Source organism: Halovenus carboxidivorans, assembly GCF_009831575.1.
GTDB lineage: Archaea > Halobacteriota > Halobacteria > Halobacteriales > Haloarculaceae > Halovenus > Halovenus carboxidivorans.
In genome coordinates, this window is sequence record NZ_WUUT01000004.1 from 46,150 (window position 1) to 65,409 (window position 19,260).

At 64.7% G+C, this 19,260-nt stretch carries 18 protein-coding genes; 12 read left to right on the plus strand and 6 right to left on the minus strand.

All coding sequences use genetic code 11. The features are described from left to right. Positions 1-8: 8 nt before the first annotated feature. The gene (locus GRX03_RS10795; protein ID WP_159764227.1) at positions 9-356 is read right to left on the minus strand and encodes a DUF5811 family protein; all 348 of its coding nucleotides are present in this window, start codon (positions 354-356) and stop codon (positions 9-11) included. A gap of 429 nt (positions 357-785) precedes the next feature. Here GRX03_RS10795 and GRX03_RS10800 point away from each other — a divergent pair, with 429 nt between their 5' ends. The 8 genes from GRX03_RS10800 to GRX03_RS10835 all read left to right on the plus strand — a co-directional run bounded on the left by GRX03_RS10800 (position 786) and on the right by GRX03_RS10835 (position 9,096). Next, complete coding sequence (locus GRX03_RS10800; protein ID WP_368278332.1) at positions 786-2,834, plus strand: 5'-nucleotidase C-terminal domain-containing protein; 2,049 nt, start codon at positions 786-788, stop codon at positions 2,832-2,834. A 109-nt stretch (positions 2,835-2,943) separates the two neighbouring features. Continuing rightward, complete coding sequence (locus GRX03_RS10805; RefSeq protein ID WP_159764229.1) at positions 2,944-3,786, plus strand: polyprenyl synthetase family protein; 843 nt, start codon at positions 2,944-2,946, stop codon at positions 3,784-3,786. 12 nt (positions 3,787-3,798) lie between these two features. Then, positions 3,799-5,076 (plus strand): NUDIX domain-containing protein, encoded by a 1,278-nt coding sequence (locus GRX03_RS10810; protein WP_159764230.1) that lies wholly within the window; start codon positions 3,799-3,801, stop codon positions 5,074-5,076. Positions 5,077-5,188: 112 nt separating this feature from the next. After that, positions 5,189-6,814 carry a methyl-accepting chemotaxis protein gene (locus GRX03_RS10815; protein ID WP_159764231.1) on the plus strand — a complete coding sequence of 542 codons (1,626 nt, stop codon included), beginning with the start codon at positions 5,189-5,191 and terminating at the stop codon, positions 6,812-6,814. Between the two features lie 103 nt (positions 6,815-6,917). Further along, on the plus strand, positions 6,918-7,070 hold the full coding sequence (locus tag GRX03_RS10820; RefSeq protein ID WP_159764232.1) for a 50S ribosomal protein L39e: 153 nt from the start codon (positions 6,918-6,920) through the stop codon (positions 7,068-7,070). Next, positions 7,067-7,345 carry a 50S ribosomal protein L31e gene (locus tag GRX03_RS10825; RefSeq protein ID WP_159764233.1) on the plus strand — a complete coding sequence of 93 codons (279 nt, stop codon included), beginning with the start codon at positions 7,067-7,069 and terminating at the stop codon, positions 7,343-7,345. The genes GRX03_RS10820 and GRX03_RS10825 overlap by 4 nt, the downstream gene beginning before the upstream one ends. A gap of 2 nt (positions 7,346-7,347) precedes the next feature. Continuing rightward, a complete protein-coding gene (locus GRX03_RS10830) occupies positions 7,348-8,016 on the plus strand; it encodes a translation initiation factor IF-6 (RefSeq protein WP_368278335.1) in 669 nt (222 codons plus the stop codon). Positions 8,017-8,145: 129 nt separating this feature from the next. Beyond that, complete coding sequence (locus GRX03_RS10835) at positions 8,146-9,096, plus strand: phytoene/squalene synthase family protein (RefSeq protein WP_368278398.1); 951 nt, start codon at positions 8,146-8,148, stop codon at positions 9,094-9,096. 3 nt (positions 9,097-9,099) lie between these two features. Here GRX03_RS10835 and GRX03_RS10840 read toward each other — a convergent pair whose 3' ends face one another. From GRX03_RS10840 to GRX03_RS10860, 5 genes are all read right to left on the minus strand, one after another. Next, positions 9,100-10,089, minus strand: coding sequence for a DUF726 domain-containing protein (locus tag GRX03_RS10840; RefSeq protein ID WP_159764234.1), 990 nt, complete (start codon positions 10,087-10,089; stop codon positions 9,100-9,102). A gap of 81 nt (positions 10,090-10,170) precedes the next feature. Then, complete coding sequence (cruF, locus tag GRX03_RS10845; protein ID WP_159764235.1) at positions 10,171-11,049, minus strand: bisanhydrobacterioruberin hydratase; 879 nt, start codon at positions 11,047-11,049, stop codon at positions 10,171-10,173. Further along, positions 11,042-11,926 (minus strand): prenyltransferase, encoded by an 885-nt coding sequence (locus GRX03_RS10850; RefSeq protein ID WP_368278338.1) that lies wholly within the window; start codon positions 11,924-11,926, stop codon positions 11,042-11,044. Before GRX03_RS10850 ends, cruF begins: the two co-directional genes overlap by 8 nt. A gap of 39 nt (positions 11,927-11,965) precedes the next feature. Then, on the minus strand, positions 11,966-13,468 hold the full coding sequence (locus GRX03_RS10855; protein WP_159764236.1) for a phytoene desaturase family protein: 1,503 nt from the start codon (positions 13,466-13,468) through the stop codon (positions 11,966-11,968). A 61-nt stretch (positions 13,469-13,529) separates the two neighbouring features. Continuing rightward, on the minus strand, positions 13,530-14,432 hold the full coding sequence (locus tag GRX03_RS10860; protein ID WP_159764237.1) for an acetamidase/formamidase family protein: 903 nt from the start codon (positions 14,430-14,432) through the stop codon (positions 13,530-13,532). A 76-nt stretch (positions 14,433-14,508) separates the two neighbouring features. Between GRX03_RS10860 and GRX03_RS16570 the strand changes: the two genes are divergently transcribed. The 4 genes from GRX03_RS16570 to trpC all read left to right on the plus strand — a co-directional run bounded on the left by GRX03_RS16570 (position 14,509) and on the right by trpC (position 19,260). Next, positions 14,509-14,667 carry a hypothetical protein gene (locus GRX03_RS16570; protein ID WP_201289223.1) on the plus strand — a complete coding sequence of 53 codons (159 nt, stop codon included), beginning with the start codon at positions 14,509-14,511 and terminating at the stop codon, positions 14,665-14,667. A 41-nt stretch (positions 14,668-14,708) separates the two neighbouring features. Beyond that, positions 14,709-15,950 (plus strand): magnesium transporter, encoded by a 1,242-nt coding sequence (locus GRX03_RS10865; protein ID WP_159764238.1) that lies wholly within the window; start codon positions 14,709-14,711, stop codon positions 15,948-15,950. A 106-nt stretch (positions 15,951-16,056) separates the two neighbouring features. Beyond that, on the plus strand, positions 16,057-18,447 hold the full coding sequence (locus GRX03_RS10870) for an amino acid permease (RefSeq protein WP_368278340.1): 2,391 nt from the start codon (positions 16,057-16,059) through the stop codon (positions 18,445-18,447). 48 nt (positions 18,448-18,495) lie between these two features. Beyond that, complete coding sequence (gene trpC / locus GRX03_RS10875) at positions 18,496-19,260, plus strand: indole-3-glycerol phosphate synthase (protein WP_159764239.1); 765 nt, start codon at positions 18,496-18,498, stop codon at positions 19,258-19,260.

Below are 19,260 nucleotides of genomic sequence, written 5' to 3' on the forward strand. Positions count from 1 at the left end.
AGACCCAGTTATCGCGCGACGGCCGAGCGTTCGCCTTTCTGTGCCTGCTTGACCTGGAGGGCGGCGCTGGCGGCCAGTCCGACGGCGAGGTCCTCCTGCTGGGTTTCGTCGATTGTCAGTTCGTCAGTGAGCGAGCAGTTCGCGCTGACGATGCCGCCGACCGGCGGCTGGACGGCGACGGTCGCCTGCGGACCGTTCGAGCCGTCGACGAGTTCGGAGCCGACGACGAACTCGCTCGGGAGCAGGTCACGCGTCCGGTCCGCGACGGTCGAAAGCTCCCGTCGGAGGTGTTTGCGCTGTTCGGCACTCAGCTCGATATCCGACGACTCCTCGCCAAACGGGGTGTTTCCATACATGTAGTTCTTCATGCCATTGGAGACAGGTGGATATAAAACCGGCGGCCAGTACAAGTGCTGCGAATTGCACGACGACCGACAGGCTCTGTCCGGACTTGACCGGGCTCTCGACGAGGCCTTCTGTTCTCTGAACCGACAATCTCCGGTGATCGGGACGCTGTGTCACGCAACTTGATCGCTCTAGTTAGACAACTTGAGATTACGAATAGATTTGACAAAAATACGGGTATATATCCGTCTGTCCGGTACGTATCCGAAATATCAAAACATTTGTCGGTTGTTTCCGTCATCAGACCCGTAATGTGGGATTCACAGCGGTCGACGCAGTCGCGTCGCGCTCACAGGCGAAGTGTATCGTTAACAGTTGCGCTCGCGTTGGCGGCCCTGGTCCTGCTCGCTACGGTTCCGGGAGCGGCCGCGGGCACAGCAGTGACCGGCCCACAGGGCGGGACGTTCGCGGAGGTCGACGACTCCGTCGAACCGACCGACGGCACCAACGTGACGATCATCCAGTACAACGATATTCAGACGGCGATGTCGGACAACGAGTCAGTCGGGCGGCTGGTCGGTGCGATCAACGACCGCCGGGCGGCGAGTGACGGCCCCGCGTTCGTCGTGGGCGGGGGCGACGAGGTCAGCCCCAGTTCGCTCTCGGCGGTCTCGGAGTGGCGCGTCCCCGTCGAGGTGCTGAACGTGATGGACCCCGATGCGGAGGTCATCGGCAACCACGACCTCGACTACGGCTTCGAGGCCGTCTCGAACTTCAGCGAGCAGTCCGAGTTCCCGTGGCTGCTCGCGAACGTCCGGGCCGAGGACGGCGGTAACGTGCCCGGCACCCAGAACTACACGACGGTCGAACGCGGCGGCGTCAAGATCGGTATCCTCGGGCTCGTCGACGACGCCATCAAGGGCAAGACGGCGGTCGACTTCGAGGAGAACGGTTACGAGGTCACCGACTGGTCGAAAGCCGGCCGGCAGGTCGCGACCACGCTCCGCGAGGAGGAAAACGTCGATGTCGTCGTTGCACTCACCCACACGGGCGTCCCCGAATCCAAGGAGATTGCGAACAACACGGAGAACATCGACGTGATCGTCACCGGTGACGACGAGATTCTCTACGAGCCACAGGTCACCTCCGGGACGGTCATCGTCGAAGCCGGCGGCGTCGCCTCGCATATCGGTGAGGTCAACCTCAGCGTCACCGAGGGCGGAGTCGGTTTCAACAGCGGCCGCCTCTACAGCCTCGAATCCGGGCAGTGGTCGACGAACGAAACCGCCGACAGTATCGTCCAGGAGGGCCGATCGGAGGATCTCTCGCAGGTCGCCGGCGAGACGACCGAACCGCTCGACTCGCGGTTCAGCTCCAACTACGCCGACGACACCGGATGGGGACGGATCATCGGCGACGCGTTCCTCGCGGAGACCGGCGCCGACGTGGCCATGACTAACGCCGGCGGGATTCGCGGAGATTTCGTCATCGACGAAGGCGAGATCACGTACGACGACGTGTACACGTCGCTGCCGTTCGGAAACACGCTCGTGACCAAGGAGATGACTGGTCGCCAGATCGTCGAGTATCTCTCGATGACGGCGACCCCGCCGGACGCGAACTTCGGCGCGCAGGCGGAACTGCAGGTCAGCGGTATCACCTACGAACTCGTTGACCGACCGAACGCCGAGCAGCGGGCCACCGACGTGTACATCCAAGGTGAGCCGATCGAGATGGACGAGACCTACGAGGTGACGGTCAACTCTTATATGGCCGGCGGGGAGTATCTCTCCCAGTTCGAGACGGTCGACAGGACGCTCAAACTGTACGGTACGGCGACCGTCGAGTACATCGAACAGCAGGGGACGGTGACGCCGCCGGCGGAGGACCGGATCCGCAGAGCGACCCGATCAGTCGGCGCGGGTGAAATCTCGCTGGGCAACGAGACCGCGACCCTCGAATACGAGGTCCCCGACGCGGTCGAGTCGATTAACGACTCGTCGTTCGTGCTCATGAACGAAACGTCCGCACGGTTGGGGGTCGACCAGGCGGAACTCTCCGGCAACACCCTGACCCTCACCGTCGATCGGTCGGCGCTCGTCTCGCTCTCGCAGGCGAGTGATACCGTCCAGTTCTACGGGACGTACGACGACTCCGAGGTCGACAGTGTCCGCAACGGCTACGAGCAGTCCCGGCTCAACGGACAGGCGATGGTCTCCGAGGCGACACTGCTCGAAGCCGAACTCTCGGCGGCCAGAAACGAAATCGACGAACTGCGCTCGGAACTCAGCGACCGGGAAGAGGAGATTTCCGAGCTGGAATCTCAGCTCGGCACTCGCGAACAGCGGATCAGTGAACTCGAATCCCAGCTCGAATCCGCAAACAGTAGCTCCGAGGACAGCTCCGACGGGAGCGGTCCCGGATTCACGAGCGTCGTCGCCGCCGTCGCCCTCGTCGCGTTCGCGTTCGTTGCCCGCCGTCGGGCGTAAAACACGGTACCGCACTCGCAGTGCCGCTTCTTTTTATACCGTTTCACCGACGTTCGCGGTTCGATCCGGTTCGTCACGTACTTGCGACTCAAGTCCCTACTGTGCAGTAATGGAGTATCTGGATCGACGGCGGGACCGCATCGAGCGACGGCTCGAAGCGGTACTCGCGGAGACCGAGCCGGACGAACTCACCGAGGAGATGCGCCACGTCACCCTCTCTGGTGGGAAACGCGTCCGGCCGACGGTCACTGTCCTCGTCTGCGATGCGCTCGACGGCGACACTGCGGAAGCGCTCGATTACGCTGTCGGAATCGAACTCGTGCACAACGCCTCGCTCGTGATCGATGACATCATCGACGAATCCGAACTGCGCCGGGGAACGCCCGCCGCGTGGACGGCCTTCGGCTACGGCCCCGCCATCACCGCCTCGGACGGACTGATCGGCGAGGCCTTCGCGCTGTTCTCGGAGAACGAGCGGGCGATGCAGGCCGTCGCGGAGTCGATGGTCGAACTCGGGGAAGGCGAGGCGATGGAACTGGTCAGCGAACCGGTCACCGAACAGGAGTACATGGAGTTGGCACGTCGCAAGACCGGTGCGCTCTTTCGCGCGGCGGCCGAACTCGGCGCGATTGCCGCCGATGCCGACCCCTTCACCGTCGAGGCGTTCGGCCAGTACGCCGAACGCGTCGGTGTCGCCTTCCAGATGCGCGACGACGTGCTGGACGCGACGGCCGACGCCGAACAACTCGGCAAGCCGACCGGAACAGACGCGGAGATGGAGCGGCCGTCGCTGGTCGAGGTGACTGATCTGACCCCCGAAGAGGCTACGCAACGAGCGCGCGAGCAATCGAGCAAGGCTCTGGACTCGCTGGAGGCGGCCGACGTCGCGGACAGCGAGGCCAAGCAGTTCCTGCGGGAGTTCGCCGAGTTCGTCGTCGAGCGCGAAAAATAACGGGCGGACACGATGGACGAACGCGAGGTTGTCACCGGATTTCTCCGCAACGACGGAGAGATCCTCCTGCTCCAGCGAAGCGAGGATGTCGGTTCGTACCGAGGGCGCTGGGGCGGTATCGCGGGACACGTCGAAGACCACGCGGAGGACGAAGATCCGTACCGGGGCGCAATCCGTGCGGAGATCCGCGAGGAGACGGGACTCGACCCCGACCTGCTTTCGCTGGTCCGCTCCGGCGACGCCTTTTCGGTCGCGGATTCTGAACTCGATGTCCGCTGGGTCGTGCGTCCGTTTCTGTTCGACTGCCCCACCAGAACGGTCGATCTCGACTGGGAGCACACGGCCGCCGAGTGGGTCCCAGCGACGGCGATTCTCGACCGCGAGACGGTGCTTCGGCTCTGGGACTCGTACGACCGCGTTCGTCCGACCGTCGAAACCGTCGAATCTGACCGCGAACACGGATCAGCGTACCTCTCCGTCCGGGCGCTCGAAGTGCTCCGTGACGAGGCCGGCTTGCTGGCACGCGGTGACGACCGCAGCACCGCCGACGACGTTCGCGCCCTCGCCCGGGCGCTTCTCGACGCCCGGCCGTCGATGACCGTACTCGCGAACCGGATCAGTCGGGTTACCGATACCGCTGGGATCGAACCAGGGGCCGTCGAGTCGGCGGCAATCGAGGAGATCAGCCGTGCCGTCGCCGCCGACGAGCGGGCCGCGAAACAGCTCCGACCGCGGCTCGACGGTGCCCGCATCGCCACGCTCTCGCGGTCTGGTACCGTTGTCGAGGCGCTCCAGACCGCCGACCCGGCGGCGGTGTTACTGCCGGAATCTCGCCCCGGGCGAGAGGCGATCGAGGTGGCCGAGGCGCTCTCCCCGGATCTCCCGGTAACGCTCACGACCGACGCCGCCTTTCCCGGACAGCTAGAGTCGTGGGGCGCAGACGGTCTGGTCGTCGGTGCCGATGCGGTCCTTCCAGACGGCTCCGTCCGGAACAAGGTCGGCACCAGACCGGCGGCGGCCGTCGCGGCCCGGGCCGGTATTCCGGTCGTCGTCTGTGCGGCGGTCGATAAGATTGCCCCCTCCAGCAGTGACGAACCCGAACCCCGACCGTCCGGGGAACTCTACGACGGTGACCCATCGATCACGGCGCGGAATCCGACCTTCGAGCGTACCCCTCCCGATCTGATCGACGCGTACGCGACCGACCGCGGCGACCTCGACACGGCAGAGATTCGCTCACTCGCCGAGGAGTTCGAGAAGCGCCGGACGGACTCGGACGATCCTGACTGACTGTTCAGTTTTTTCCACGCCAACTGACGATAACGGTATCTTCTGTGATAACGTGGGGGAAACCCTCTTAATGGGTTGTGAACGACTCACATATATCGGCCGTGAACCAGCCATGTTCGAGCTACTCACCACCACGCTTGCGGCGACCCAGGGCGATCAGACGAGCGCAGTCGACGACTCCTCGGCGTCGACAACCGACGAGCCACGTCGCTCCGACGATATGCAGGCGCTCGTCCGGAGTATCCTCGACGGGTTGCAGGCACCGACGACCGTCGTCGACGGGGATGGGAAGATCACGCATATCAACTCGCAGGCGCTCGACCTCTACGATTGCACCGAGGAGGAGGCGGTCGGGCGCCGTCCCGGCGAGTTGCAAAACGAGGACGCCAGCGAGGTAGTCGCGACCGCGCTCGAACGAGGCGAGGACATCCAACAGCGCGAGGAGACGATTCGCGTCGGCAACGAGGAGACGCCGGTCGAACGGACAGTCACGCTGTTGTACGACGACGACGGCCGACTCATCGGGGCGATGCTGGTCGACCGCGACGTGTCCGAGCGGAACCGACAGCGCCGCAAGAAGCAGTACCTCGAACAGTACCAGGACGCGGTCACGGACGACCTCCAGCGGAAAGTCGAGCGACTGGCCGACGGCGACCTGACGATCGACCCGACTGTCGATCCGCCGACGGAGGAGTACGAAGAGGCCCACCAGATCTACGAGGAGTTCACCGAACTGAACCAGAACCTGGTGGCCGCAGTCGAGAACATCCGGGCGGTGATCGAACAGTTGACCGCCGACGCCGACGAACTCGCCGACGCCGGCGACGATCTGACGGCCAACAGCGAGGAGGTGACCAGCGCGGTCGACCAGATAGACGCTTCCTCGACGGAGATGGCCCGCGGGGCCGACGATCTGGCCGAACAGACCCAGCGGGCCAGCGAGAACGTCGACTCGCTGTCCGCCTCCATCGAGGAGGTCACCGCCTCCGTCCAGCAGATCGACGAGCAGTCGGCGGAGGTCGCGGACCTCGCGGCAGACGGCGTCGAGGAGGCGAGTGCGGCCGGCACGCAGATCCGTCAGGCGACCGACGCCACCTCGACGGTTGCGCGCCGGATCGACTCCTTGGAGGAGAGCATGGCGGAGGTCAACGAGATCGTCGACATCATCGCCGACATCGCCGAACAGACCAACATGCTCGCACTTAACGCGAACATCGAGGCCGCGCGCGCAGGCGAGGCCGGCGAGGGCTTTGCCGTCGTCGCCAACGAGGTGAAGTCGTTAGCCGAGGAATCCCAGGAGTCGGCGGCCGAAATTGCCGACATCATCGAGAACGTCCAGAACCAGACCGACGACCTGGTCGAGAGCATCCACGAGGCGAACAGCGAGGTCGAGAGCGGGGCCGACGTCGTCGACGACCTCGTCGACCGACTCGAACAGATCGACGAGCGCGCCGAGCTGACCAGCGAGGGGCTGGACGAGATCAGCGACGCCGTCGAGTCACAGGCGAAAAACACCGAGGAGGTCAGCGGCGTTCTCGACGACGCGGCCGGACTGACCGAGGAGATGACCGCCGCGATCCAGGAGATCTCGAACGGCCTCAACGAGCAGGCCGAGGCGACCGACAACGTCGCTCGCCGGGCCGAGCGGATCAGCCACATGGGCGACGAACTCTACGAGGCCGTCGACGCGTTCAAAACCGACGCCGACGAGAGCGCAGACATCGAGGCGGAACTCTGATGCGGTGACGGCTGTTGGCGGTTGCTGTCCGGCCGGAGCGGCCCGTTTTTGCTCCGGGGAAAGGGACACACATTTATGCCGGCACGGGATAGAAACGGGTACTATGAGCAAGAAATCGAAGGCGAAAAAGAAGCGACTGGCGAAACTGGAGAACCAGAACAGCCGCGTTCCGGCGTGGGTCATGGTCAAGACCGACCGCGACGTGATGCGCAACCCGCAGCGACGACACTGGCGGCGGAGTGATACGGACGAATGAGCGCGAGTGATTTCGAGGAGCGGGTCGTCACCGTCCCGCTTCGCGACGCCAAGCGCGGATCGAACACCGACGCCGCCGACAAGGCGCTGTCGATCGTCCGCGAACACCTCGCACAGCACTTCTCCGTCGAGGAGGAAGTCGTCCGACTCGACCCCTCGATCAACGAGGAGATCTGGTCGAACGGCCGGAGTTCGCCGCCGAGTTCGATCCGGATCCGTGCGGCCCGGTTCGAGGAAGAGGGCGAGGTCGCAGTCGAAGCGGAAGTCGCAGAGTAACGGTGCTCCGCGCGGCATTCTCCGGGTCGCCGTACATCGGCGTGTTCGCCCGGGCGACCAACGACAGTCTGCTCGTTCGCCCCGACATCGACGACGATCTCGTCACCGACTGCGGCGACGAACTCTCGGTCCCGGTCGTGGAAACGACGATCGGCGGCTCCGGCACCGTCGGTTCGCTCGTCGCGGGCAACTCGAACGGGTTGCTCGTCAGCAACCGCGCCACCGACCGCGAGATCGAGCGCATCGAGGCGGCCGTCGATCTCCCGGTCACGGAGCTACCCGGCCGGATCAACGCGGCCGGCAACGTCGTCCTCGTCAACGACACCGGCGCGTACGTCCATCCGGATCTCCCACGTGAGGCGATCCAGCGGATCAAAGACGGTCTCGACGTACCCGTCGAACGCGGGGATATCGCGGGCGTCAAGACCGTCGGGACCGCCGCCGTCACGACCGGTCGCGGCGTCCTCTGTCACCCCAAGGCCACCGACGAGGAACTCGACCGGATCGAGGAGCATCTCGGCGTGCCGGCCGACATCGGGACGATCAACTACGGCGGCCCGCTCGTCGGCTCGGGGCTGATCGCAAACGACTACGGCTACATCGTCGGCTCGGAGACGACCGGCCCCGAACTCGGCCGGATCGACTCCGCGCTGGGGTACGCGACTGATTGATCTGACATCTTCTTCCCGGTCCGCCTGACGGCGCTCACACTCCCAACGGCGTGGACTCGCTGGCCGGCAAACCGGAAAAATTTACTTCAATACAACAACCAACTTTAACTTTGACAGGCCCAATACGATATTGTGAACACAACTCAGCGCGATAGGGGCAAGGCCATCCACCGCGAGACGGGCCAGACCTTCTATTACGCGACACGGCTGCTTCCCGAGCGGATCCGGGAGCAGACCTACGTGCTCTACGGATTTTTCCGCGTCGCAGACGAGGTGGTCGACGACGGTTCGGAGCAGTCCCCAGACCGCCAGCGCGAGCGGTTAGAGGAGATTCGTGCGGCCGCACTCGGTGACGCGCCGGCGGAGGAGCCGGTGATCGAGGCGTTTTCGGAGATCAGAGCGGAGGAAGGAATCGCCGACGAGGAGGTCGATGAGTTCATCGACGCGATGTGTGCGGATATCGAGACGGATCGATACGAGACCTACGAGGATCTAAAAGGGTATATGCGAGGATCCGCGGCGGCGGTCGGCAACATGATGACGACGATCATGAACGCCGACAACCCGGAGAAGGCCCGCCCACACGCGATGGCGCTGGGGGAGGCCTTCCAGTTGACGAACTTCCTCAGAGACGTTCGTGAGGACATCCGCGAACTCGACCGGATCTATCTCCCGATGGAGACCCTCGACCGCTACGGCGTCTCCCCCGAGCAGATCGAACGCGAGGAACCGAGCCCCGAGTTCCGCCGCGCCATCCAGTCCGAACTCAGACGCGCCGAGCAGCGGTATCGCGAGGGGGTCGCCGGAATCGAGTATCTCCCTGAGGACTGCCAGTTCGCGGTCGTCCTGGCGGCGGTGCTGTACGCCGAACACCACCGACTGATCCGCAAACAGGATTACGACGTGCTCTCGACGCGTCCGGAACTGTCGAAACCGCGGAAACTGTATCTCGTCGCCAAGACGTGGTGGAACTGGCGGCGCTACGAGGATCCTGTCACCGTCTTCCGCCGGGTCAGTGCCGTCCCGGCCGACGAGACGACCTCCGACGACGCCGAACACGGCGTGCCGTCGGTCAAATAGCGGTCACCACTTCTCGACGACCTGCGGGATACAGCCCACGTCCCGGATGTAGTAGTCGTAGTGAGTTGGCACGATATCCCCGACATCGTGGTCCGTGTAATTCGCCGGCTCCGGACCGTCACAGCCCTTCTCGCCGGCAGCGTCCTCGAACTCCCGCGTCTCGTAGATCCACTCCAGCACCTCGTCGCCGTCGTCGTAGAAGTTGTCACACTGTTCGGCCGCGTACTCGATATACTGACCGTACTCGCTGTCGAACCAGCCTGCGTCCGTCGATACGTCGTCCTCCTCGACCGCAGCGCCGAGCAAGGAAACGGACTCGACGGCGTTCGCCTGATCGTAGTCCTCCGTCAGCGACTGCAGTGCGAACAGCACGACCCGTGCCCCGAGAGAGTGCGCAATCCACCGGATATCGACGCCGTAGGTGTTCGTGTACCACTGCGTGAAGTTGGCGAGTTTGCGACCGTTTTTCTCCGCGATTGTCTTCCCGTCGGCCCACCCGAGGTCGAGGCTGTCGCCCTTGTCGGCGTCCCACGTGAACACGGCCGTGTCGCCGGTGTAGCCGTTCGCCTCCAGGGCGAGTTGGCACTCGTACCCCGAGTCGATATCGTCGTCGTCCTCGTCGGAGCTTTTGAACCCGTGGATCAGAAGCGTCAGCGTCTCCTCGCCCCAGGAGTCCGGTAACGATCCCTCGACGTCGTAGCTGTACGCCGTCTCGCCGTTGATCAGGTTCCCGTCGCTGTCGAAGTGATCCCGCGTCGACACGCGTTGATAGTCGCTCGGAGCGGCGGCCTTCTCGCCTTCCCCGTCGGTCAGTCCGCCCGCGGCGGCCGTTCCGCTCGCCCCCACGAGCGTCCCACAACTGACCGCAGCGACCGCACTTCGCCGCAGAAACGACCGCCGACCGAAGCGGCCTCCGGCGGTCTCCTCCTGGTCTGTCTCTGCTGGCCTCCCAGCCGTTCGATTCCCCCACTGTGATGGCCCTGTCGGTGCCATACCGTGTCAGCGACTCACTCCCACATAGTGTTTGCGGAGTACTAACAACTACCGTCACTCGCCCCTCCGACCCCGGTACAATCAGCGTCCGGGGACGAGTTGCCCGACGGGGAAGTCGAACCGATCCAGCCGGTACAGCGCCGCGCCGAAACACGCGGCGATCACCACGGGCACCCACGCGCCGTAGAAGGCGCTGATAGATCCCCACAAGAGCACGAAACTCACCATGTCGTCGAGCACGTACTCGCAGTCACCGATCCGCTCGATGAGTTCCGTTCGGCCGAAGGCCAGATCGATCAGCGCGGTTGCGACGACCGAACTCAGCACCCACCCGGCGTAGTTGAGCGCCGGGACGCCGTAGTAGGCCCCGGCTTCGTACTCCCAGAAGCCGAGCGCCACGGCGCCGGGGTCGAGGACGAGATCGATTGCGACGACCATCGCGGCGACGACGGGGAGACGGACGGCCGCCGAGCGCGCTCGCTCGCCGAACAGCAGCACACAGAGCAGGTAGCTGTTCAGTACCAGCGGGATGAAAAACAGCGGCAGCGCCCACGGGATCGTCCCGAACAGCATCGGGCCGAGCGAGACCTCGTAGCTGAACTCGCCGTAGGGCAACCCGGTCGTCGCACCGAGGTACTCGATCCCGTAGGTGTACGCGACGAGCAGTCCCAGCGCGATTCCGGCCCGCCGGTCGACCAGCGGCGCGAGCCCGCCGATCAGCGGCAGTCGCATCACCGCGACGCCACAGAGGACCAGCCAGGGGTTGAACGCGAGCGGGTCGGGGAGCAGTCCCTCTGCGCTCGCCAGGAGCATCACCGCGCCGACGACGGGGAAGACGACGGCAATCGTCACCCGGTTGTCCCCGATCAGCCTGTCGAGGCTGTGCTCGAAGGCGCGCCGATCCGAGAGCGCGCGCCGGAGAACTTCTCGGGTCGTCGACTCGCCTTCCGGCTCAGGCATAGGTGAGCCTCCAGACTGCGGCCATCGTCAGCAGTGCACCGGCGACCGTGTTGAGCACCGGGAACCACCAGTACGCCCGGTCGATGTCGACGGAGGCGAGGACGATTCCGACGACGAAGAGCGGATAGATAGCCAGTACCGCCGCGAAGAAGGGGTGGACGACGCCCATCGCGCCCGCCGCCGCGAGCCAGCATCCGGCGCAGTACGCCAGCGTCCGGTCCCGACCCAGTACCGTCGCCGTGGTCTGGATTCCGGCCGCCCGGTCCGGTTCGATGTCCGGAATCGCCGAGAAGGTGTGCATCCCCATCGTCCAGAGCCACCCGCCGACGATCACGAGCGTCGGGGGGAGTTCGCCCGCCAGCGCCGCGTACGCGACCAGTCCCGGCATGATGTACAGCCCGTTCGAGATCGAATCGAGAAGCGGTGTCGTCTTGAACCGGACCGGCGGTGCGCTGTAGGTCGTCCCGAGGAGCAGAAAGCCTGCGAGAGCCGCGACCCCGACCGTCGGCAGCGCGGGCACGAAGACGACGGCGGCAAGTGCGGAGCAGACGACGATGACCGTCACCGACCTGCTGCCGCGGTACTGGACCTCTCGGCCCTCGTCTGACTTCTTGGGGTTCACCTCGTCGATGTCGGCGTCGAACAGATCGTTGATCCCGTACAGGAAGACGTTCGCGGGGACGAGGAAGTACGCGAACAGCGCGACCGTCAGCGGCGTGAAGTACTCCGCCGTCGAGGAGGCGCCGTAGGCGACACCGACGACCACCGGGCCGGCGAGATAGAACCAAAAGCGGGGCCGGGAGAGCCAGAAGAGATACCCCACCAGCGTCTGCTCGGAGGGCGCGAGCGCGCTCAGACGGTCGCTGACGTCTATCACGGTACTGTTTCGGTCGTCGGTTCTCTTTAATGTGGCCGATCACTGCGTGACGGCGGCAGCGTCCTCGACCAGCGCCTCGGCGGCGTGTTGGCCGCTGATCAGACACATCGGCACGCCGATTCCCGGCGTGGTGAACGAGCCGGTGAAGTACAGCCCGTCGACCGCGGACGACCGGTTCGAGGGGCGAAGCAGTGCGGTCTGTCGGAGCGTGTGTGCGAGTCCGAGCGCTGTGCCCTCCGTCGCGTTGTACCGGTCGACGAAATCCGACACCGCGAACTGCTCTTCGACGACGGTTCGGTCGTGTAACTCGACGCCGGTGTGTTCGGCGATGTCGTCGAGGATCTTCTCCCGGTACTGGTCGCGGATGCTGTCGCCGTCGGCCAGCCCGGGGGCGATGGGAACGAGGACGAAGAGGTTGCTGTGCCCCTCCGGCGCGACGCTGTCGTCTGTCTTCGAGGGCACGCAGATGTAGTAGGCTGGCTCGTCCGGCCAGGTGGGATCGTCGAAGATCTGCTCGAAGTGTGGGTCCCAGTCCTCGGGCAGCACCAGGGTGTGATGTTCGAGTGGCTCTACGTCGCCCTCGACGCCCATGTACAGCAGATACGCCGAGGGGGCGTAGGTCCGCTCCTCCCAGTACTCCTCGTCGTACTGGCGTTCGTGCTCCGGGAGTAGCTCCTGCTCGGCGTGTCTGTAATCTGCGTTGACGACGACGTTGTCTGGTTCGAGCACGCGAGCGCCGTCCTCGACCTCGACGATGAAGTTGTCCCGCCCCTTGGTGAGGCTGGTCACTTCGCTTCCCGTCTCGTAAGTGACGCCGAGTTCCTCGCCGAGTTCGACGACGCCGTCGACGACCGCACCGAGGCCGCCGTCGGGGTAGTAGACGCCGAGGTTGAAATCGACGTGGCTCATGATGTTGTACAGCGCCGGCGTGTTCTTCGGCGCGCCGCCGAGAAAGACCAGCGAGTACTGCATAATCTGCTTCAGTTTGGGGTTGTCGAAGTACTCGTCGACGTAGTCCTGCATCGAGCCCGTGAGTTGCAGTCCGATGGGCGCGGCTTTCATGACCTCGGGATCGACCCAGTCTCGCAGCCGCGAGCGATCCTCGTAGACGAACTTCTCCATGGCCGTCTCGTAATGTGTTCTGCTCGTGTCCAGATACTCCTCGAAGGCGTCTCCCGCCCCCTCCTCGTAGGACTCGAACAGCTCGCGCATCTCCTCGCGGTCGCCGCGGATGTCGATCTGATCGCCGTCCTTGAAGAAGATCCGGTAGTGGGGATCGAGATGTTCGAGGTCGTAGTAGTCCGCGGGTTCGTGGCCGAAGTACGCGAAAAACCGCTCGAAGACGTCGGGCATGAGATACCACGACGGCCCCATGTCGAACTTGAAGCCGTCGCGTTCGAGTCGGCTCGCCCGGCCGCCGAGCTGGTCGTTCTTTTCGAGCAGCCGTACGTCAGCGCCCGCGTCGGCGAGATAGCAGGCCGCCGAAAGCCCGCCGAATCCCCCGCCGACGACGGCGACCGTCCGTCCGGACAACGATGACATTGCCAGTCATTACGACGGGACCGGCATAAAGGACCGCCTTCCTCGCGTTGCTGCCGGCATCTCAGAACGGATCGGAGAGATACGCCTTCGGGACCGCCTCTCGAACGGTCACGAGCGGATCGACGACCTGGCTGATCTCCAGGTCGGCGGTGAGACTCGACAGCATGTACGCCTCCGTCGAGTCGATGTCGTGCTCGCTGGCCAGCAACTCGATTGCGTCCTTGTTGACCAGTCTGCAGGCCTCCTCCAGCGTCTCGGCGCTCGCCAGCGGTTTCCAGTGCTCCGCTGTCTCGACGACGGGCCGTTCGATTTCGGTCGCCGGGTCGTCGATCACCGACAGCGTCACGTCGATTTCGGTCGCAATCTCAGAGCCCGTGCCGCACATCTCGCCGTCTGCCATCGCCGCCTTGCAGTCGCCCATCGCCAGCATCGCCCCCTCCTGGAAGACCGGGAAATACGCCGTCGATCCGGCGGTCATGTCAGTCGTGTCGAGGTTGCCACCGTGGTCGTGCGGCGTCAGCGTGGTATAAGTGTCCGATTCGGGGGCGACACCGATGGTCCCGATACAGGGGTCGACCGGCACGTCGATCCCCTCGAAGGAGAGGGTGCCGTCCTCGTCGGGGGTCATCCGGGTCTCCGGCGCTTCGATTTCGGGCTCGCCGTCGAGCAGTCCGAACCCGTCGATGGTGATAACCCGACCGGCCTCCTCCGCCAGTCGGATCTCCTCGATTTCGACGGCCAGTACGTCGCCGGGTTCGGCGCCTTCGACCGCGATTGGTCCCGTGGCGGCGTTGACCTCCTCGGGAATCTCTTCGATCACGTCTTCCTCCGATTGGACCGCGCCGTCGAGGCTGTCGCGGGTCTCGACGGTCACTGTCGCGTCCGACTCGACTGTCGCCACGGGCTCTAACTCGGGTGTGAACTCGTAGATTGCGCCGTCTTCGTGAGACACTCGATCTGCCATATCTCTCCCTGTGGCTGGCACGCCCCTAAAAGTATCTCCGGGTGGGAACTATGAGTCTCCGGGCCTTCCTGTCGGTATGCTCGGCCTTCGGTACGTCGCCTGCGAGCAGTGTGAGACAGTCTTTGCCCTGCCGGAGTCGCCGCCACGGTGTGGCCGGTGTGGCTCTCCGCGCCTGATCGAACTCGACAGTGAGGACGGTGCGGCGGCGTATTTTTCCCCGTCGGCGGGCGGCTGACTCCCAACTTACTTGTGTTCCGTGGGAGTTCCCAATGCACAATGGCGGAGTTAGACGACATTCAGCAGGCGGTGGCCACCGCTCCGGAGCCGGCGGCGGAGTTCGGGAGACTCTCTCGAGAGCGCAAGCGAGAGGTGTTCTTTCGCTTTCCGGAGTCGCTGCAACGGCGGGTGGTCTCCGATATGGACACCGAGCAGCTACGCGAGTTCGTCCGTCGGCTCGACCCCGACGAACTGACCGACGTACTCGCCCTCGCCGAGGACGAGCGCCGCGAGGCCGTCCTCCAGCGACTCGACGAGGACCGCCGCGAGAAGGTCGAGTATCTGCTCGGCTTCGAGGCCGAGAGCGCGGCCGGATTGATGCGGTTGAACTACGTCACCGTCGACGCGAGCCGCGATCTCGAAACCGTCGCAGAGCGCGTCCGCAGCCACGAAGCCCGGACCGGGGAGGTCCCGACGATTCTGGTCACCGACGACGGCGACCTCCTCGGTGAACTCCCGGGACAGGTACTGGCGATGACCGACGAGGAGGTCGATCTCGCCGAGCGCGTCCAGTCGATCCCCTCCGTGCCGTACAACGCGGCGGATACGACCGTCGCGGACGTGTTCCGGGAGAACCCGGAAAGCTCCGTCGTCGTGCTGGACGAGGACGGGGGAATCATCGGCGTCATCTACGCGGAGGATCTGCTGCGGATCGTCGAGGAGGAAGCCACTGGCACGCTGTACGAGTTTACGGGTGTCAAAGAGGAGGAGAGCATCCTCGACGGCCCGTTTACGAAGGTGAAATACCGATACCGCTGGCTGATCATCAACCTCGGCACGGCGTTTCTCGCCGCAGCCATGGTCGGTCTCTTCGAGGACACGATTGCCGCGTTCACGCTGCTTGCGGTGTACATGCCGGTCGTCGCCGGGATGGGCGGCAACGCCGGCACGCAGTCGATGGCCGTCACGGTCCGGGGGATTGCGCTCGACCAGATCACGCTCGCAACCGGTGGTCGGGCGGTCGTCAACGAGGTGATCGCGGGCGCGGCGAACGGCCTGATCACGGGCGTGCTCGTTGCCCTCATCGCGTCGGTGTTCAACCAGAGCCCGCTGTTGGGGCTCGTTCTCGGGGTCTCGATGGTGTTGAACCTCGTCATCGCCGGCTTCTTCGGAACGATCATCCCCCTGTTACTCGATAAGATCGGGAAGGACCCGGCCACCTCGGCGACGATTTTCATCACGACGATGACCGATGTCCTCGGGTTTTTCATCTTCCTCGGGCTGGCACAGGTGGTCCTCTGACCGCCGGATGTACCGGTTTGTCACAGCTGATCCGAGACATAACGTTGATTACCGTTTCGAGAGTCCGATAGGGTATGCCTGAGTGGTCTCCTGGAGGTGAGCCGCCGTGAGTGGCGACGAGGAACTCGCGAAGGACCTCGGCCTCTTTGCGGCGCTGGCAATCGGGATCGGAACGATGATCGGTGCCGGTATTTTCGTCCTCCCCGGGACTGCCGTCGCCCGGGCCGGGCCGCTCGCGGCTGGTACCTTCGTTCTCGGCGGCGTGATCGCAATCTTCACCGCTCTCTCGGCGTCGGAACTCGGCACGGCAATGCCCAAATCCGGCGGTGCGTACTTCTACGTCAACCGCGCGCTCGGCCCGCTGTTCGGGACGATCACCGGCTGGGCGAACTGGCTCGGACTGGCCTTTGCCTCCGCCTTCTACATGTACGGTCTCGGCGAGTATATCAACACGCTGATTGGTCTCGGGCCGGTCGGTGGCGGTCCGTTCTCGCTCGAAGCCGCACAGGTCATCGGGCTGATCGGCGCGCTGTTTTTCATCTCGGTGAACTACCTCGGCGCCAAGGAGACCGGCGGACTCCAGATCGCTATCGTCGCGATTCTCGTCGCAATTCTCACCACCTTCATGCTCGTGGGGCTGTTCAACGCCGACCTCCGAAGCCTCCGCCCACTTGCACCGCCGGGTGCATTACAGGAGGTACTGCCGGTGACGGCGGTCGTCTTCGTCTCGTATCTGGGATTCGTCCAGATTACCTCCGTCGCGGAGGAGATCAAAAATCCCGGCCGGAACCTGCCGATCGCCGTCATCGGAAGCGTACTCATCGTAACGACAATCTATGCGCTGTTTCTGATCGTCCTGTTGGCGGCGGTCCCGAACGAACTCGTCAGAGACAACAGCACAGCCGTCGTCGACGCCGCGCAACTGCTCTTTTCGCAGTACGGCTTTTCGGGTTTGTCTCTCTTCGGCCAACTGAGTCTGCCCGCTTTCACCTTCGGCGTCGTCGGTACGGGAATGTTGCTGTTCGGCGGCTTGCTGGCCACGGCATCCTCCGCGAACGCTTCGATTCTTTCGTCGTCACGCATCAACTTCGCGATGGGTCGAGAGAAGATCATCACGCCGAAACTGAACACAATCCACCCGCGATTCGGGACGCCTTACCGCGCAATCGCGCTCACCGGCTCTCTGATCCTCGTGTTTCTCATATTCGGGAATCTCGAACTGCTGGCGACTGCCGGTTCCGTCCTCCATCTGGTCGTCTACGGTCTGCTTAATCTCGCGCTGATCGTCATGCGCGAGGCGGAACCCGAGGGGTACGATCCGGACTACGAGATTCCGCTGTATCCGGTCGTTCCGATCGTCGGCGCGATTGCCTCGTTCGCGTTGATCTACTTCATCGAACCGGTCGTGATCGTCCTGTGTGCGGCGCTCGTGGTTTTCGCCGTTCTCTGGTATTTCCTGTACGCACGCCAGCGCGTCGAGAGTGCGGGCGTCCTCGCCGACTGGGTGCTCTCGCGGTCCGAGGAGTTGCCGGACGCGGCCGTATCGGCGGCGACCTCCGTCCAGCCGGAGGCCAACGACTTCCGGGTGATGGTCCCGCTCGCGAACCCCGCCCACGAGAAAGACCTCATTCGACTCGGTGCCGCGCTGGCCCGCGAACGCGAGGGGACCGTCGTCGCAGTCAACATCGTCGACGTGCCCGACCAGACGCCGCTCGAAGGCGCGCGCGATCAGGAGGAGTACGAGGCCGCACACCACCTGATCGAACAGGCGGAGAAAGACGTCCAGTTCTACGGCGCGGACATCGAGACCCACGTCGTTCTCTCGCACGAGCCCTTCGAGGAGATTTTCACGGCGGCGCGGCGCTACGGCGCAGATATGACGCTGATGGGATGGGGGCCGAACTCCCACGCGGCCGGCCCGTCGACGGGGATTGTCGACGAACTCGCACACTCACTGCCCTGTGATTTCCTGGTTCTGCGCGACCGGGACTTCGATCCCTCGCGGATCCTGCTCCCGACCGCTGGCGGCCCGGACTCCGACCTCGCCGCGGCGGTCGCCCGGGCGCTGTCCGACCAGACCGGTGCCGACGTGACGCTCCTCCACGTCGCCGACGACGAGGAGAAGGGTCGACAGTTCCTGCGCTCGTGGGCTGTCGATCACAACCTCTCCGACGCGGAGATACGCGTCGACACCGGCGACGTGCAGGCCGGCATTGCCCGTGCCGCGGAGGAGGCCACGCTGTTGATAATCGGCGCGACCGAGAAGGGACTGCTCTCCCGTCTCGCGAGAGGGTCGCTCGTCCTGGATGTTCTCCAGGAAGTCGAGTGTTCGGTGCTGCTGGCGGAGAAACGTCACGAACGGACGCTCCGCGAACGGCTGTTCGGCACCAAAGGGGGGCCGGACTACGACACGACCGGCGTCGAACCGGACCCTTCGACTCCCGACATCGACGACGAGGCCCCGCTGGACGACCCCGACGACTCCCCGACCGACTGACGGCCGTACGCAAGTCTTATGTACATCTCTGTGCATTAGTGTTCAGTAATGACCGATACTGGTGGCATCGCGCCGGCCGTCGAGTCGATTCTCGCGACGGCACGACAGCGCGGTGGCGGCGACGAGCGAGTGAGCGTCGATCCGCGCCCCCTGCCGGCGGCGATCCAGCGTGCGGAGGCGGCGGGTCGGGTACCGATCATCGCGGAGATCAAACCGACGTCCCCGACGACCGACGGCGAGCGCCGCGACGATCCGGTCGAGTTGGCCGAGCAGATGGTCGACGGCGGCGCGACGGCGCTGTCGGTGCTGACCGAACCCGAGCATTTCGGCGGGTCGCCGGAGACGCTGCGGGCGGTGCGCGAGGCGGTCGACGTCCCCGTTCTCCGGAAGGATTTCATCCTTCGGGAGGACCAACTCGACACCGTCGAGGCGGATCTGATTCTCCTGATCGCTCGCTTCGTCGACGACCTCGACGAACTCGTCACCGCGGCGCGCGAGCGGGGATTCCAGGTGCTCGTCGAGACCCACACAGAGGCGGAGGTCGAGACGGCACTCGACGCGGGTGCGGAGATCATCGGGGTCAACAACCGCGACCTGGCTCGACTGGACGTCGACCTCTCGACGTTCGAGTCCGTCGCACCGAGCGGTTCCGAGGACGTGACGCTGATCGCCGAGAGCGGGATCAGCACGCAGGGGGATGTCGAGCGGATGCGAGCGGCCGGTGCCGACGCGTTGCTGGTCGGTTCGGCCATCATGGACGGCGACGTGGCGGCGAACACCCGAAGGCTAACGACCACAGAGACGGAGCAATAA

Excerpts from the sequence above, each read along its gene's own strand:
- GRX03_RS10795 (WP_159764227.1), bottom strand. The coding sequence starts at position 356 with ATGTATGGAAACACCCCGTTTGGCGAGGAGTCGTCGGATATCGAGCTG.
- GRX03_RS10805 (WP_159764229.1), top strand. The coding sequence starts at position 2,944 with ATGGAGTATCTGGATCGACGGCGGGACCGCATCGAGCGACGGCTCGAA.
- GRX03_RS10810 (WP_159764230.1), top strand. The coding sequence starts at position 3,799 with ATGGACGAACGCGAGGTTGTCACCGGATTTCTCCGCAACGACGGAGAG.
- GRX03_RS10815 (WP_159764231.1), top strand. The coding sequence starts at position 5,189 with ATGTTCGAGCTACTCACCACCACGCTTGCGGCGACCCAGGGCGATCAG.
- GRX03_RS10820 (WP_159764232.1), top strand. The coding sequence starts at position 6,918 with ATGAGCAAGAAATCGAAGGCGAAAAAGAAGCGACTGGCGAAACTGGAG.
- GRX03_RS10825 (WP_159764233.1), top strand. The coding sequence starts at position 7,067 with ATGAGCGCGAGTGATTTCGAGGAGCGGGTCGTCACCGTCCCGCTTCGC.
- GRX03_RS10840 (WP_159764234.1), bottom strand. The coding sequence starts at position 10,089 with ATGGCACCGACAGGGCCATCACAGTGGGGGAATCGAACGGCTGGGAGG.
- cruF (WP_159764235.1), bottom strand. The coding sequence starts at position 11,049 with ATGCCTGAGCCGGAAGGCGAGTCGACGACCCGAGAAGTTCTCCGGCGC.
- GRX03_RS10855 (WP_159764236.1), bottom strand. The coding sequence starts at position 13,468 with ATGTCATCGTTGTCCGGACGGACGGTCGCCGTCGTCGGCGGGGGATTC.
- GRX03_RS10860 (WP_159764237.1), bottom strand. The coding sequence starts at position 14,432 with ATGGCAGATCGAGTGTCTCACGAAGACGGCGCAATCTACGAGTTCACA.
- GRX03_RS16570 (WP_201289223.1), top strand. The coding sequence starts at position 14,509 with ATGCTCGGCCTTCGGTACGTCGCCTGCGAGCAGTGTGAGACAGTCTTT.
- GRX03_RS10865 (WP_159764238.1), top strand. The coding sequence starts at position 14,709 with ATGGCGGAGTTAGACGACATTCAGCAGGCGGTGGCCACCGCTCCGGAG.
- trpC (WP_159764239.1), top strand. The coding sequence starts at position 18,496 with ATGACCGATACTGGTGGCATCGCGCCGGCCGTCGAGTCGATTCTCGCG.